Below are 13,893 nucleotides of genomic sequence, written 5' to 3' on the forward strand. Positions count from 1 at the left end.
CACGAGTCTGCGGCATCGGGCCGTCAGTCGCAGCAACAACCAGGATCGCGCCGTCCATCTGCGCAGCACCGGTGATCATGTTTTTAACATAGTCGGCGTGGCCCGGGCAGTCTACGTGTGCGTAGTGACGAGTCGGGGTGTCATATTCAACGTGAGAAGTGTTGATGGTGATACCACGAGCTTTTTCTTCCGGCGCGTTATCGATCTGGTCGAATGCACGAGCAGCACCGCCGTAGGTTTTAGCCAGTACGGTAGTGATTGCAGCGGTCAGGGTAGTTTTACCGTGGTCAACGTGGCCGATGGTGCCGACGTTAACGTGCGGTTTTGTACGTTCAAATTTTTCTTTAGACACGGCTATATTCCTTACTATAGTGCTCTCCCCTATGGAGAGAGCACGGGACTTAGGTTTTAATCCTGTGGATTATTTACCACGGGCTTCAATAACGGCCTGAGCAACGTTGTTCGGCGCATCGTCGTACTTCAGGAACTCCATGGAGTAAGAAGCACGGCCTTTGGTCAGAGAACGCAGCTGGGTTGCATATCCGAACATTTCAGACAGCGGAACTTCAGCATGGATAACAACGCCAGTGACGTTGGATTCCTGACCACGAAGCATACCACGACGGCGGCTCAAGTCACCGATTACGTCACCGGTGTTCTCTTCCGGAGTCTCTACTTCAACCTTCATGATAGGCTCAAGCAGAACTGGTTTCGCTTTCTTAAAGCCATCTTTGAAGGCGATAGAAGCGGCCAGTTTAAACGCCAGCTCAGAGGAGTCAACGTCATGGTAAGAACCGAAGTGCAGACGCACGCCCAGATCAACAACCGGGTAACCCGCCAGCGGGCCAGATTTCAGCTGTTCCTGGATGCCTTTATCAACGGCCGGGATGTATTCGCCAGGAATTACACCACCTTTGATGTCGTTGATGAATTCGTAGCCTTTCGGGTTTGAACCCGGCTCCAGCGGGTACATGTCGATAACAACATGACCGTACTGACCGCGACCACCAGACTGCTTAGCGTGTTTACCTTCGATATCGGTAACTTTCGCGCGAATCGCTTCGCGGTAAGCAACCTGAGGTTTACCGACGTTCGCTTCAACGTTGAATTCACGCTTCATACGGTCAACGATGATGTCGAGGTGCAGTTCACCCATACCAGCGATAATGGTCTGGTTAGATTCTTCGTCAGTCCATACGCGGAAAGACGGGTCTTCTTTAGCCAGACGGCCCAGAGCCAGACCCATTTTTTCCTGGTCAGCTTTGGTTTTCGGTTCTACCGCGATGGAAATTACCGGCTCAGGGAATTCCATACGTTCCAGAATGATCGGGTGATCCGGGTCACACAGGGTGTCACCAGTGGTCACGTCTTTCAGACCGATTGCAGCCGCGATATCGCCCGCGCGAACTTCTTTGATCTCTTCACGTTTGTTAGCGTGCATCTGTACGATACGGCCAAAACGTTCACGTGCAGTTTTCACTGAGTTCAGGATGGTGTCACCGGAGTTAACCACACCAGAGTACACACGGAAGAAGGTCAGGTTACCCACGAACGGGTCGGTAGCGATTTTGAATGCCAGAGCAGCAAACGGCTCGTCATCGCTAGCATGACGCTCAGCAGGAGTATCTTTACCGTCGTCCAGAATACCGTTGATCGCAGGTACGTCTACTGGGGATGGCAGGTAATCAATTACCGCATCCAGCATCGCCTGAACACCTTTGTTCTTGAACGCAGAACCACAGGTTACCAGGATGATTTCGTTGTTCAGAACGCGCTGACGCAGAGCTTTTTTGATCTCTTCTTCAGTCAGTTCTTCGCCACCCAGGTATTTCTCCATCAGCTCTTCTGAAGCTTCTGCAGCGGACTCGATCAGGTTCTGGTGCCATTCTTCAGCCAGTTCCTGCATGTCAGCCGGGATATCTTCATAAGTGAAGGTTACGCCTGCATCTTCTTCGTTCCAGTTGATGGCTTTCATTTTCACCAGGTCAACAACACCGGTGAACGCTTCTTCAGCGCCAATTGCCAGCTGCAGCGGAACAGGGTTCGCGCCCAGACGGGTTTTGATCTGACCAACAACTTTCAGGAAGTTCGCACCCATACGGTCCATTTTGTTAACGAACGCAATGCGCGGAACTTTATATTTGTTTGCCTGACGCCATACGGTTTCAGACTGAGGCTGAACACCACCAACTGCGCAGTAAACCATTACTGCACCATCAAGCACACGCATGGAACGTTCTACTTCGATAGTGAAGTCAACGTGCCCCGGGGTGTCGATGATGTTTACGCGATGCGGTTCATACTGCTTAGCCATACCAGACCAGAATGCAGTAGTCGCTGCGGAGGTGATAGTAATACCACGCTCCTGCTCCTGCTCCATCCAGTCCATGGTGGCTGCGCCGTCATGAACTTCACCGATTTTGTGGTTTACACCGGTGTAGAACAGAATACGTTCGGTAGTAGTGGTTTTACCGGCGTCGATGTGCGCACTGATACCGATGTTACGGTAGCGCGCGATGGGTGTTGTACGAGCCATTTGATTCCTCGTTTATCTTTTAGGCGTTCAATTTAAGTAGCCCAAAGCGGGCTGCTTACTAGAAGCGCCCGCCTGGTGACTAAAACTCCGAAGGGATTACCAACGGTAGTGTGCGAACGCCTTGTTGGCTTCTGCCATACGGTGAACGTCTTCACGTTTCTTAACTGCAGTACCTTTGTTTTCTGCAGCATCAGAAAGTTCGTTCGCCAGGCGCAGAGCCATGGATTTATCACCGCGTTTACGAGCAGCTTCAACGATCCAACGCATTGCCAGGGCATTACGACGAACCGGACGGACTTCAACTGGAACCTGATAAGTAGAACCACCAACGCGGCGAGACTTAACTTCGACAGTCGGACGCACGTTTTCAAGGGCTACTTCAAAAGCTTCCAGGCCATCTTTACCAGAACGCTGAGCCAGGGTCTCCAGCGCGCTGTATACGATGGTTTCTGCAGTAGATTTTTTACCATCTACCATCAGGATATTTACAAATTTAGCCAGCAGCTCTGATCCGAACTTAGGATCCGGCAGAATTTTACGCTGACCAATGACGCGACGACGTGGCATGGGAATACTCCGTTGTTAATTCAGGATTGTCCAAAACTCTACGAGTTTAGTTTGACATTAATATAAAACGTTTGGCCTTACTTAACGGAGAACCATTAAGCCTTAGGACGTTTCACGCCATACTTGGAGCGTGATTGCTTACGGTCTTTAACACCGGAGCAGTCAAGCGCACCGCGAACGGTGTGGTAACGAACACCCGGGAGGTCTTTTACACGACCGCCACGGATCAGGATCACGGAGTGCTCCTGCAGGTTGTGACCTTCACCACCGATGTAGGAAGTCACTTCAAAACCGTTAGTCAAACGCACACGGCATACTTTACGCAGTGCGGAGTTTGGTTTTTTAGGAGTGGTAGTATATACACGAGTACATACGCCACGTTTCTGCGGGCATGCTTCCAGTGCAGGCACGTTGCTCTTTGCAACTTTGCGTGCGCGTGGTTTGCGTACCAGCTGGTTAACTGTTGCCATTAAATAGCTCCTGGTTGTAGCTTTCGCTTCGTAAACACGTAATAAAACGACCTCATACAATATGAGGACGCAGAATTTTAGGTCGGTGTCGAAAAGGTGTCAAGAAATATACAACGATCCCTCAATTACCAGGACATCTGGCTGGGATGCTTCACCGTAAGTCTGACGAAGTCAGTATAGCTAACCCTGACGACACTGTCTGAAATTTGACCATCCAACCCGCGAGCCTTAATGTCTTCTTCCAGCACATAGACCTTAATGGAGGCATTTTGCAGACTTTCAAGGAAACGACTTCCTTCTATTGCCGCGGTCACGCCATCCTGGAGCAATAAAAGCTCATCGTCTTTATCTACCAGGCGAAGAAGAGAGGAGAAATCGGTAAGCCACGCGGAGCGATGTAGTGTGTGCAGCATGAGTATCTCAAAACCTTAAAATGACGTCATAGTTGCCTAGCTCACGGCGTAAATCTTCCGGTTCTAACGCTGTCGCATCGACCACAAAATTAACACCCTGCTGGAGACCCCGTTCACGTAATGAGGCGGCACAAAGCCAACATTGCTCGATATCGTACAACCCTAACAGCTTGAAGGTTGAGATGTAGTCTCGGGCCAACACAACATCCGGCTGTTGTCCCTGGAGGATTTGAAAAACACCATCGCCGATAAAAAATACGCCGAGGTCTTCCGTTAATGCCGATGTCGCCAGCAATGCATCTAACCCTTCACGACCAGATGCGCTGCCGTGCGGCACGGTAGAAAAGACAAAAGCAACACGTTTCATCAGAACTGCACCACGCGATCGCAGGTCAGGGATGCCTCAGCCAGCGATCCAAGCCCGCTGAGGTTAAAACCTGATTGTAAATTTGCCCCTGCCAGTCCCAGCCGCTTTGCCTCAGTTTCATCAACAACGCCGCGCCGCAACGCCGCCGCCACGCAGATATTCAGCGTCACACCATGCTGTTGATTCAGTTGTTGCCAGGCCCGCACCAGATCATATTCATCACTGGCGGGTGAAGTCAGGAAATTGGCGTTATATACACCTTCACGATAGAAAAAGACGCTGCATAACTCATGCCCTTCTTCGAGTAGCGCGTGAGCAAATTGCAACGCGCTGCTCGCCTGCTGCGTGCCATAAGCAGGCCCTGTCACCATGATGGCAAAACGCATTACTTGTCTTGCCCCTGGAAATCGCCGCTTTTGAACTGACGAATATAGAGGTAGACCGTATGTTTGGAGATGTTCAGCCGATCGGCGACCTGGTTGATGGCATCTTTAATATCGAAGATGCCTTTCTCATACAAATTCAGGACGATCTGGCGGTTCTTCGCGTTGTTGGAAACATTGCGATCGGCATTCACTTCTTCAATCGTGAATTCCAGCGTCTGGGTAACCAGATCTTCCACCGAAGAAGCGAAGTTGACGGCAGAGCCCACTTCCGGGGTTTCCGGTGGGATAAAGGTATTCATTATCTGCGAGAAAGGAACATCAAGGTTCATGTTGATGCACAGCAGACCAATCACGCGATGCTCACGGTTGCGAATGGCAATCGTCACCGACTTCATCAAGACACCGCTTTTCGCACGTGTGAAGTAACACTTCGACACGCTGCTATCCGCACCCGTCATATCATGCAGCATACGCAACGCAAGGTCGGTAATCGGTGAGCCAATTTTACGGCCCGTGTGTTCACCGTTAGCAATGCGGATAGCCGAGCATTTCAAATCCTGCAAAGAGTGCAATACGATTTCACAATGGGAACCAATGAGCATCGCCAACCCGTCCACTACCGCTTCATAGGATTTGAGGATATCGAAGTCGGTTTGATCGAAAGGACGTTGATCCAGCAAATCTAGCTCACTGGTTTCGTTGGTTAAAAGCGACCTGGACATGAAAAAAAGCACTCCTTTTCAGGAGCCTGTCGTTATGTTGTCAGGGCAGGCTCATCACTATTATAGGGGCATCTAAAGTAATACAGCGCACAAGGCGCTTTCCAGTATTAATTATATCCTGTAGATAATAAAAAACCGCCGCCCTGTGGGCGGCGGTTTCTGTTAGCTTATTTTTTGCTGCTGTCTGCAGCTTTATCTGCCGGTGCAGCATCTGGCTGCGCGTCGGCTTTCGGTGCCGGTTTGATGTCTAACAGTTCAACATCAAAGACCAGCGTAGAGTTGGCCGGAATGCCCGGAACGCCGGTTTTGCCGTAAGCCAGATCCGGTGGGATAACCAGCTGGATTTTGCCGCCTTTCTTGATGTTTTTCAGGCCTTCAGTCCAGCCAGGGATTACACCGTCAAGACGGAAAGAGAGCGGCTCACCACGGGTATAAGAGTTATCAAACTCTTTCCCATCGATCAGCGTACCTTTGTAGTTGACTACCACGGTATCGCTGTCTTTCGGTGCAGCGCCAGTCCCCTCTTTCTCTACTTTATAGACCAGGCCAGTAGAAGAGGTTTTAACGCCTTTCTCTTTAGCAAATTTCTCGCGGTAAACTTTACCTTTGGCTTCGTTATCAGCCGCGTCTTTTTCCATTTTCGCCTGAGCGGAGCTCTTCACGCGCGCTTCAAACGCCTGCAGAGTTTGTTCGATTTCCTGGTCAGACAGTTTGCTCTTGTCTGCAAACGCATCCTGAACACCAGCGATCAGCTGATCTTTATCCAGTTTGATGCCCAGTTTTTCCTGCTCTTTCAGAGAGTTTTCCATATAACGACCCAGGGACGCGCCCAGCGCGTAAGCGGCTTTTTGATCGTCATTCTTGAATGCTGCTTTGCTGTCAGCAGTAGCGGCTGGTTTCGCAGCATCAGCAGCGAAGGTGATCGGGGCATGCAGAGCAACAGCCATTGTGGTCGCCAGCAGCGTTACTTTAAACAGTGATTTCATCCATATCTCCAGGGCCGGGGCATCTCACCCCAGGGTTAACTAACATAAAAATGTACTATAAAGCGTTGCAGAACAAATCAACATACAGGCACGCCCTATTATCACCACTTTTCAGACTCTTTTTGTTTAAATTAGTTTCGTTACCGAAGATTGAGTGCTGTGCAAACAGGCAAAGTTAAGTAGAATTCGCCGCAGTCCGCGATCTGCCGGAGAAAAAAGAAAGAGGTGAATCATGCAGGATACAACAATGGAAACTCGCCTGGCTGAACTGGAAAGTCGCCTGGCATTTCAGGAGATAACCATTGAAGAGCTCAACGTGACGGTGACCGCGCATGAACTGGAAATGGCCAAACTGCGCGACCATCTGCGTCTGCTGACAGAAAAGCTCAAAGCAACGCAGCCGTCCCACATTGCGTCGCAGTCTGAAGAGACCCCGCCGCCACATTATTGAGACGTAAAAAAAGCGGGGATATCCCCGCTTTTTTGTGTCCGAAGGCGCTAACGCTTATCGGATCTACTCACATATACCCAAAGGATTTCAAATCACAGCAAGGCGGCAAGCTTGAGGAAGTCCTGGGAGCATAGATAACTATGTGACCGGGATTCGAAAGCGCAGCCAACACCGCTGTGGGTTGAAAGACGAAGGGTATTAGTGGCAACCGCAGCCGCCGCCGTTACCTTTACCGCCACCGCCGCAGCAGCCTTCGCCGCCGTGCTCGTGACCATGGTCGTGACCGTGGCCGTGACCACCGCAGCAACCATCATGACCGTGGTCATGATCGTGGTCGTGACCGTGAGCACCGTGAACATGGCCGTGAGCCAGTTCTTCTTCGGTCGCTTCGCGGATAGCAACAACTTCTACGTTGAATTTCAGATTCTGGCCAGCCAGCATGTGGTTACCGTCAACCACAACGTGGTCGTCTTCCACTTCGGTAATTTCTACCGGTACTGGACCCTGGTCAGTTTCAGCCAGGAAACGCATGCCAACCTGCAGTTCGTCAACGCCCATGAAGACGTCTTTAGGAACGCGCTGTACCAGGTTTTCGTCGTACTGACCGTATGCGTCGTTTGCGCCAACAGCAACATCGAATTTGTCGCCAACTTCATGACCGTCCAGCGCTGTTTCCAGGCCAGAAATCAGGGAACCGTGACCATGCAGGTAGTCCAGCGGTGCACTCACCGGAGACTCATCAACCAACACACCGTCTTCTGTACGTACCTGATAGGCCAGGCTGACCACCAGGTCCTTTGCTACTTTCATGATATCTCCTGAGCATGGAAAGAATAGTGGCGCAGATTGTAGCGGAATTCTGCACCCGTGTACCCTCTAGCTTAAAAAAAGCTGCGCCATATCGCTAGTCCGGATGAAAAATCCCGATCACTTGCTCTTCTTTGCGAACGTGCTCGCGCGCCTCTTTATCCGCTTCCCGCATCTGATGGCCGCACTTAACACACTCAACAATATCGATATTATTTTCGCGCCACATCGCCAGCGTATCCTGCGCCTGGCAGGACGGACATTTTGCACCTGCGATAAAACGTTTACGAATTGCCATGATTATCCTCTACTCAAATTCATCCCAGCCATCCAGCTGACGTCGCTCTTGCTGCATCTCTCGTTGGAAAATTTCCTCCAGCTCGCGCCGGGCTTCCCTGGCTCGAGAGATTTGTACCGTATCCGTGTGCATGGGGATCAGCTCCCGCAGCATGCGCATATCCAGCCGCCGAAAATGCAGCTGAGCGCGCTGAGCCTGGTGCGGATGCATACCCAGTGTAACCAGCGTTTTACGCCCCAGCTCCAGCGCACTGGAGAACGTTTCGCGGGAAAACTGCGTCACACCAGCCTGTAATAACTCATGCGCCTCTACACGTCCGCGCGCTCGCGCAAGAATATGCAAATGCGGAAAATACTGTTGGCACAGTTCCACCAGTTTCATGGTGTCTTCAGGCTCATTACAGGTAATAACAATAGATTGCGCCGCCTCAGCCCCTGCGGAGCGCAACAGTTCCACCTGCGTGGCGTCACCGTAATAAACCTTATAGCCATATTTACGCATCAGATTCACCGCACTGATATCCCGCTCCAGGACGGTAATGCGCATTTTATTGGCCATCAACAGGCGACCAATAACCTGACCAAAGCGCCCAAACCCCACCACAATCACCTGCGGTTTATCATCTTCCACCCAGGGTTTTTCGTCTTCCTCATCCGTACCGTTAAACTGGCGGGAGAGCCATTTATCAATCAGCTTCATCACCAGCGGTGTGGTCATCATCGACAGCGTGACGGTCACCAGCAGCAACGCCATTTGGTCGCCCTGAAACAGCCGTTGCGAGGATGCCGTTGAAAACAGCACGAAAGCGAATTCACCGCCCTGACTTAAAACCCCGGCAAATTGCATCCGTTCAGAGCTTCTCATGCCGTTAAGACGTGCCAGCACATACAGCACCAGCATTTTTACGACCACCAGCACTATCACGCTCGCTGCCACCCACAGAATATGGGTGTAGAGCACGCCAAGATTGAGCGACATGCCTACGGAGATAAAAAACAGCCCGAGCAACAGGCCTTTAAACGGATCGATTGCCGTTTCCAGCTCATGTCGGTATTCGCTTTCCGCCAGCAGCACGCCCGCGATAAACGTTCCCAGCGCCATTGACAGCCCCAGCGCATCCATAAATAAAGCAGAACCCAGCACCAACAGCAGCGTGGCGGCGGTGAATACTTCCCGCACGCCAGAATCCGCAATAAAGCGGAAAACCGGACGCAGCAAATAGCGACCGCCAATCAGCATGCCGGCAAAGGCCAGCACCTTCATTCCCACTTTAATCCAGTCAAAATGTTCGTCAGCAGAACCCGCCAGCAGCGGAACCAGCGCTAGCGCAGGGATCACCGCCAGATCCTGAAACAGCAGTACCGAAAAGCCCAGCTGTCCGGATTCACTGCGGTTCATGCCTTTTTCGCGCATCAACTGTAGCGCCATAGCGGTCGATGACATTGCCAGACCAATGCCGCCAACCACTGCCGCCTGCCAGGAGAACGCAGTGAGCATCAATAATCCGGCCAGCACCACCGCACTCAGCATCACCTGCGCGGCACCGACACCAAAAATTGAACGCCGCAGTTGCCACAGTTTGGCGGGATTAAGTTCCAGCCCAATGATGAACATCAGAAACACCACGCCCAGCTCGGAAAAGTGCAGAATTTCATCCACATCGCTGATGAATCCTAATCCCCACGGGCCGATAGCAATACCCGCCAGCAAGTAACCCAGCACAGGACCGATACCCAGCTTTGAGGCCAGGGGTACCGCAGCCACCGCCGCGAAGAGGAACAACACTCCCGCCGTCAATAAATCAGAACCTTCCATCAGCGGCCTCCCACAGGGATCGGATTCGCCAGCCAGTCACCATACGCTTTCGCATGGCTATCCAGCTCCTGCTTCGTTTGCCGTCTGGCCCAGTAAACGATAATAGGGCTCATCCAGTGCATACGGCACATACCGGCCGTTAGCTCGAAAGGGCGCAGCACATCGCTCATTGGATAACGATTTAGCGCGTCATAGCGGTAGGCGCTTTCCGGTTCTCCGGTAGTGATAACGCTACGCCAGTACTTTCCCGCCAGTTGATTCCCTCCGGGACCGCTGGCAAATCCGCGGCTCAGTACGCGGTCAAGCCACTCCTTTAGCAGCGCCGGACAGCTATAGGTATAGAGTGGGTGCTGAAAAACAATCACATCATGCTCACGCAGCAGCGCCTGTTCATGCGGAATATCGATAAAAAAATCAGGATAGTGCGCGTAAAGGTCGTGCACGGTAACATTGCTGAGCTGCATGGCCGGTTTAAGCAGAACACGGTTCGCGACCGAGTCCTGAGATTCCGGATGGGCATACAGCAGCAAGACTTTCGCTGGCTGGAACATCATCCCCCTCCCGGTTTTGTCTTTTGTCTATTTTCGACGTTTTGGGCTACCATTGCGCCTCGGTGCGGCAAACGGCCCACACATTACATTATCATAATGATAAATTAACATAGTCTGAACATACGGCGCCTTATGATTGTTTTCTCATCGTTACAAATTCGTCGCGGCGTGCGCGTCTTGCTGGACAATGCCACGGCCACCATTAATCCAGGGCAGAAGGTTGGCCTGGTGGGTAAAAATGGCTGCGGTAAATCTACCCTGCTGGCATTGCTGAAAAATGAACTCAGCGCCGACGCTGGAGGATTTACCTATCCGGGGAACTGGCAGCTCGCGTGGGTGAATCAGGAAACGCCTGCGTTGCCACAGCCCGCGCTGGAGTATGTGATTGACGGCGACCGCGAGTATCGTCAACTGGAAGCGCAGTTGAACGACGCCAACGAACGTAACGATGGACATGCCATTGCCACCGTCCATGGCAAGCTGGATGCTATCGACGCCTGGACCGTGCGTTCACGCGCCGCCAGCCTGCTACATGGCCTCGGTTTTTCCAACGAACAGCTTGAACGTCCGGTCAGCGACTTCTCCGGTGGCTGGCGTATGCGTCTCAACCTGGCCCAGGCGCTGATTTGCCGTTCAGACCTACTGCTGCTCGATGAACCCACCAACCACCTCGATCTCGACGCGGTGATCTGGCTGGAAAGATGGCTGAAAAGCTATCAGGGCACGCTGATCTTGATCTCCCACGACCGCGACTTCCTCGATCCGGTGGTAGATAAAATTATTCATATCGAACAGCAAACCATGTTCGAGTACACCGGCAACTACAGCGCGTTTGAAATCCAGCGTGCGACCCGCCTCGCACAGCAACAGGCAATGTACGAAAGCCAGCAGGAACGCGTGGCGCATCTGCAAAGCTATATCGATCGTTTCCGCGCTAAAGCAACGAAAGCAAAACAGGCGCAGAGCCGTATCAAAATGCTGGAACGCATGGAGCTGATTGCCCCAGCGCACGTGGACAACCCGTTCCACTTCAGCTTCCGTGAGCCGGAAAGCCTGCCAAACCCGCTGCTGAAGATGGAAAAGGTCAGCGCTGGCTACGGCGATCGCGTCATTCTCGATTCGATCAAACTGAATCTGGTGCCGGGTTCCCGCATCGGCCTGCTCGGTCGCAACGGCGCGGGCAAATCGACGCTGATTAAGCTGCTGGCAGGCGAACTGGCCCCCATCAGCGGCGAGATTGGCCTGGCGAAAGGCATCAAACTGGGCTACTTCGCACAGCACCAGCTGGAGTTTTTACGCGCCGATGAATCACCCATTCAGCATCTGGCACGCATGGCGCCGCAAGAGCTGGAGCAGAAACTGCGTGACTACCTGGGTGGATTCGGCTTCCAGGGCGATAAAGTCAGCGAAGAGACACGCCGCTTCTCCGGTGGCGAAAAAGCGCGTCTGGTGCTGGCGTTGATCGTCTGGCAGCGCCCGAATCTGCTGCTGCTCGATGAACCGACCAACCACCTGGACCTGGATATGCGTCAGGCGCTGACCGAAGCGCTGATCGATTTTGAAGGCGCGCTGGTTGTCGTCTCTCACGACCGTCACCTAATCCGCTCCACCACAGACGACCTCTATCTGGTACACGACAAGAAAGTCGAGCCGTTTGATGGCGATCTGGAGGATTATCAGCAGTGGCTGAGTGATGTCCAGAAACAGGAAAATCAGGGCGACGAACCAGCGAAAGAGAGCGTTAACAGTGCCCAGGCACGTAAAGACCAGAAGCGTCGTGAAGCGGAACTGCGCACCCTGACACAACCCTTGCGTAAAGAGATTACCCGTCTGGAAAAAGAGATGGAGAAACTGCACGCGCAGTTGGCGCAGGCGGAAGAGAAACTCGGCGACAGCGAACTGTACGACCAAAGCCGCAAAGCCGAACTCACCGCCTGTTTGCAACAGCAGGCCAGTGCGAAATCCGGGCTGGAAGAGTGTGAAATGGCCTGGCTGGAGGCTCAGGAGCAGCTTGAGCAGATGCTCGCCGAGTAGTCATGATTGCCGGAGAAGGCGAAGCTGCCATCCGGCGCCAGAGCCGAAAATGCCTGATGAGGACGCTCGCGCGTCTTATCAGGCCTACGTTTCGTTGACGTAGTTGTGACCCAATCTCGCGTAACCTGCTGACTGACTAGCGACAAAATCACATATTGGCTAACCCGCACGCGCTGTGCGCGGTATAGTTATTCTTTCCGATTATTAATTGCTCCGGTGTTATGGTTGAAATCACGTCCACAGAAATGACCCCACCTACCGACGATTCGCGAGAATTCCGCCCGATGCGCGGTATCAGTAACCGCCATCTGCAGACGATGCTGCCGCGTTTAATTCGCCGCAAGGTGAAGTTCGACGCCCACTGGCAGCGTCTGGAATTGCCCGACGGTGATTTCGTCGATCTGGCGTGGAGCGAAGATCCGCAACAGGCGAAACACAAACCGCGCCTGGTGGTTTTTCACGGTCTGGAAGGCAGTCTGAACAGCCCCTACGCACATGGCCTGATTGAAGCAGCACAAAAGCGCGGCTGGCTGGGCGTGGTAATGCATTTTCGCGGTTGCAGCGGCGAACCCAATCGTCTGAACCGTATTTATCACTCCGGTGAAACAGAAGATGGCACCTGGTTTTTACACTGGCTGGAACGTGAGTTCGGTCGCGTACCGACCGCAGCGGTAGGTTATTCACTCGGTGGAAACATGCTGGCTTGCCTGCTGGCCAAAGAAGGCAACGATATTCCGATAGATGCGGCGGTTATCGTCTCCGCGCCTTTCGTGCTGGAAGCCTGTAGCTACCATATGGACAAGGGCTTCTCCCGGGTCTATCAGCGCTACCTGCTCAATTTGTTGAAAGCCAATGCCTCACGTAAGCTTGAAGCCTATCCAGGTTCGTTGCCGGTGAGTCTGGCCCAGTTGAAATCTTTGCGCCGCATTCGCGATTTTGACGATCTAATCACCGCCAAAATCCACGGTTTCGCCGATGCTATAGACTATTACCGCCAGTGCAGCGCCATGCCGTTGCTTAATCGGATCGCCAAACCAACGCTGATTATCCATGCGAAAGACGATCCGTTTATGGATCATCATGTGATCCCAAAACCGGAAAATCTGCCCTCACAGGTGGAGTACCAGCTTACTGAACACGGCGGCCACGTCGGATTTATAGGTGGCACGGTGCGCCGTCCTGAGATGTGGCTGGAATCCCGAATCCCGGACTGGCTGACAACGTATCTGGAGGCGTCATCATGATTATCCCCTGGCAAGATATCTCCCCGGACGCGCTGGACAATCTGATTGAAAGCTTTGTCTTGCGCGAAGGCACCGATTATGGTGAACATGAACGCTCGCTCGAACAAAAAGTCGCCGACGTCAAACGCCAACTACAATCAGGTGAAGCCGTGCTGGTGTGGTCCGAACTGCATGAAACGGTCAACATTATGCCGAGGAAGCAGATTCACGAGTAATCCGTAGCCGCCGGCCGACTTTACTATAATT

Annotated in this window: 17 protein-coding genes; 4 read left to right on the top strand and 13 right to left on the bottom strand. The window is 52.6% G+C overall.

All coding sequences use genetic code 11. The annotated features are described in order from the left end of the window. The 9 genes from BZK41_RS10150 to fkpA form a co-directional block, all read right to left on the bottom strand. Positions 1 to 352, bottom strand: a 352-nt coding sequence (locus tag BZK41_RS10150; RefSeq protein WP_000031704.1) for a GTP-binding protein, incomplete at its 3' end; no start/stop codon positions are given. Positions 353 to 421: 69 nt separating this feature from the next. After that, a complete protein-coding gene (gene fusA, locus BZK41_RS10155) occupies positions 422 to 2,536 on the bottom strand; it encodes an elongation factor G (RefSeq protein WP_003023659.1) in 2,115 nt (704 codons plus the stop codon). 96 nt (positions 2,537 to 2,632) lie between these two features. Further along, positions 2,633 to 3,103, bottom strand: a complete 471-nt coding sequence (rpsG, locus tag BZK41_RS10160; RefSeq protein ID WP_016154763.1) for a 30S ribosomal protein S7 — start codon at positions 3,101 to 3,103, stop codon at positions 2,633 to 2,635. Positions 3,104 to 3,198: 95 nt separating this feature from the next. Next, positions 3,199 to 3,573 (bottom strand): 30S ribosomal protein S12, encoded by a 375-nt coding sequence (gene rpsL, locus BZK41_RS10165; RefSeq protein WP_003023654.1) that lies wholly within the window; start codon positions 3,571 to 3,573, stop codon positions 3,199 to 3,201. 125 nt (positions 3,574 to 3,698) lie between these two features. Beyond that, entirely contained in the window at positions 3,699 to 3,986 is a 288-nt protein-coding gene (tusB, locus tag BZK41_RS10170) for a sulfurtransferase complex subunit TusB (protein ID WP_079938084.1), read from the bottom strand. A gap of 7 nt (positions 3,987 to 3,993) precedes the next feature. Further along, on the bottom strand, positions 3,994 to 4,353 hold the full coding sequence (tusC, locus tag BZK41_RS10175; RefSeq protein WP_079938085.1) for a sulfurtransferase complex subunit TusC: 360 nt from the start codon (positions 4,351 to 4,353) through the stop codon (positions 3,994 to 3,996). Then, a complete protein-coding gene (gene tusD / locus BZK41_RS10180; protein WP_079938086.1) occupies positions 4,353 to 4,739 on the bottom strand; it encodes a sulfurtransferase complex subunit TusD in 387 nt (128 codons plus the stop codon). The genes tusC and tusD overlap by 1 nt, the downstream gene beginning before the upstream one ends. After that, positions 4,739 to 5,461, bottom strand: a complete 723-nt coding sequence (locus BZK41_RS10185; RefSeq protein WP_003023643.1) for a transcriptional regulator — start codon at positions 5,459 to 5,461, stop codon at positions 4,739 to 4,741. The genes tusD and BZK41_RS10185 overlap by 1 nt, the downstream gene beginning before the upstream one ends. 167 nt (positions 5,462 to 5,628) lie before the next feature. Beyond that, positions 5,629 to 6,447: an FKBP-type peptidyl-prolyl cis-trans isomerase gene (gene fkpA / locus BZK41_RS10190; RefSeq protein WP_003827768.1), complete on the bottom strand. Its 819-nt coding sequence runs from the start codon at positions 6,445 to 6,447 to the stop codon at positions 5,629 to 5,631. 232 nt (positions 6,448 to 6,679) lie between these two features. Here fkpA and BZK41_RS10195 point away from each other — a divergent pair, with 232 nt between their 5' ends. Continuing rightward, complete coding sequence (locus BZK41_RS10195) at positions 6,680 to 6,898, top strand: protein SlyX (RefSeq protein WP_003023639.1); 219 nt, start codon at positions 6,680 to 6,682, stop codon at positions 6,896 to 6,898. Positions 6,899 to 7,096: 198 nt separating this feature from the next. On the opposite strand, the gene slyD is transcribed toward BZK41_RS10195, so the two are convergent. From slyD to kefG, 4 genes are all read right to left on the bottom strand, one after another. Further along, the gene (gene slyD, locus BZK41_RS10200; RefSeq protein WP_008786294.1) at positions 7,097 to 7,708 is read right to left on the bottom strand and encodes a peptidylprolyl isomerase; all 612 of its coding nucleotides are present in this window, start codon (positions 7,706 to 7,708) and stop codon (positions 7,097 to 7,099) included. 94 nt (positions 7,709 to 7,802) lie between these two features. After that, positions 7,803 to 8,003, bottom strand: coding sequence for a YheV family putative zinc ribbon protein (locus tag BZK41_RS10205; RefSeq protein WP_016154768.1), 201 nt, complete (start codon positions 8,001 to 8,003; stop codon positions 7,803 to 7,805). A gap of 9 nt (positions 8,004 to 8,012) precedes the next feature. After that, positions 8,013 to 9,818: a glutathione-regulated potassium-efflux system protein KefB gene (kefB, locus tag BZK41_RS10210; RefSeq protein ID WP_003827759.1), complete on the bottom strand. Its 1,806-nt coding sequence runs from the start codon at positions 9,816 to 9,818 to the stop codon at positions 8,013 to 8,015. After that, positions 9,818 to 10,369: a glutathione-regulated potassium-efflux system ancillary protein KefG gene (gene kefG / locus BZK41_RS10215; protein ID WP_003023629.1), complete on the bottom strand. Its 552-nt coding sequence runs from the start codon at positions 10,367 to 10,369 to the stop codon at positions 9,818 to 9,820. The genes kefB and kefG overlap by 1 nt, the downstream gene beginning before the upstream one ends. A 132-nt stretch (positions 10,370 to 10,501) precedes the next feature. Here kefG and BZK41_RS10225 point away from each other — a divergent pair, with 132 nt between their 5' ends. The 3 genes from BZK41_RS10225 to BZK41_RS10235 all read left to right on the top strand — a co-directional run bounded on the left by BZK41_RS10225 (position 10,502) and on the right by BZK41_RS10235 (position 13,862). After that, positions 10,502 to 12,403 (top strand): ABC transporter ATP-binding protein, encoded by a 1,902-nt coding sequence (locus tag BZK41_RS10225; RefSeq protein WP_079938087.1) that lies wholly within the window; start codon positions 10,502 to 10,504, stop codon positions 12,401 to 12,403. 221 nt (positions 12,404 to 12,624) lie between these two features. Continuing rightward, positions 12,625 to 13,647, top strand: coding sequence for a hydrolase (locus tag BZK41_RS10230; protein WP_003827753.1), 1,023 nt, complete (start codon positions 12,625 to 12,627; stop codon positions 13,645 to 13,647). Continuing rightward, the gene (locus BZK41_RS10235; RefSeq protein ID WP_003023615.1) at positions 13,644 to 13,862 is read left to right on the top strand and encodes a YheU family protein; all 219 of its coding nucleotides are present in this window, start codon (positions 13,644 to 13,646) and stop codon (positions 13,860 to 13,862) included. The genes BZK41_RS10230 and BZK41_RS10235 overlap by 4 nt, the downstream gene beginning before the upstream one ends. The last annotated feature ends 31 nt before the right edge of the window (positions 13,863 to 13,893 follow it).

The sequence above is a fragment of the Citrobacter sp. A316 genome (assembly GCF_002042945.1).
GTDB lineage: Bacteria > Pseudomonadota > Gammaproteobacteria > Enterobacterales > Enterobacteriaceae > Citrobacter > Citrobacter portucalensis.

What these genes read in the sequence shown, in the direction of transcription:
- tusB (WP_079938084.1), bottom strand. Translation starts at nt 3,986, where the DNA reads ATGCTGCACACACTACATCGCTCCGCGTGGCTTACCGATTTCTCCTCT.
- kefG (WP_003023629.1), bottom strand. Translation starts at nt 10,369, where the DNA reads ATGTTCCAGCCAGCGAAAGTCTTGCTGCTGTATGCCCATCCGGAATCT.
- BZK41_RS10195 (WP_003023639.1), top strand. Translation starts at nt 6,680, where the DNA reads ATGCAGGATACAACAATGGAAACTCGCCTGGCTGAACTGGAAAGTCGC.
- tusD (WP_079938086.1), bottom strand. Translation starts at nt 4,739, where the DNA reads ATGCGTTTTGCCATCATGGTGACAGGGCCTGCTTATGGCACGCAGCAG.
- slyD (WP_008786294.1), bottom strand. Translation starts at nt 7,708, where the DNA reads ATGAAAGTAGCAAAGGACCTGGTGGTCAGCCTGGCCTATCAGGTACGT.
- tusC (WP_079938085.1), bottom strand. Translation starts at nt 4,353, where the DNA reads ATGAAACGTGTTGCTTTTGTCTTTTCTACCGTGCCGCACGGCAGCGCA.
- fkpA (WP_003827768.1), bottom strand. Translation starts at nt 6,447, where the DNA reads ATGAAATCACTGTTTAAAGTAACGCTGCTGGCGACCACAATGGCTGTT.
- BZK41_RS10225 (WP_079938087.1), top strand. Translation starts at nt 10,502, where the DNA reads ATGATTGTTTTCTCATCGTTACAAATTCGTCGCGGCGTGCGCGTCTTG.
- BZK41_RS10185 (WP_003023643.1), bottom strand. Translation starts at nt 5,461, where the DNA reads ATGTCCAGGTCGCTTTTAACCAACGAAACCAGTGAGCTAGATTTGCTG.
- rpsL (WP_003023654.1), bottom strand. Translation starts at nt 3,573, where the DNA reads ATGGCAACAGTTAACCAGCTGGTACGCAAACCACGCGCACGCAAAGTT.
- BZK41_RS10205 (WP_016154768.1), bottom strand. Translation starts at nt 8,003, where the DNA reads ATGGCAATTCGTAAACGTTTTATCGCAGGTGCAAAATGTCCGTCCTGC.
- kefB (WP_003827759.1), bottom strand. Translation starts at nt 9,818, where the DNA reads ATGGAAGGTTCTGATTTATTGACGGCGGGAGTGTTGTTCCTCTTCGCG.
- fusA (WP_003023659.1), bottom strand. Translation starts at nt 2,536, where the DNA reads ATGGCTCGTACAACACCCATCGCGCGCTACCGTAACATCGGTATCAGT.
- BZK41_RS10230 (WP_003827753.1), top strand. Translation starts at nt 12,625, where the DNA reads ATGGTTGAAATCACGTCCACAGAAATGACCCCACCTACCGACGATTCG.
- BZK41_RS10235 (WP_003023615.1), top strand. Translation starts at nt 13,644, where the DNA reads ATGATTATCCCCTGGCAAGATATCTCCCCGGACGCGCTGGACAATCTG.
- rpsG (WP_016154763.1), bottom strand. Translation starts at nt 3,103, where the DNA reads ATGCCACGTCGTCGCGTCATTGGTCAGCGTAAAATTCTGCCGGATCCT.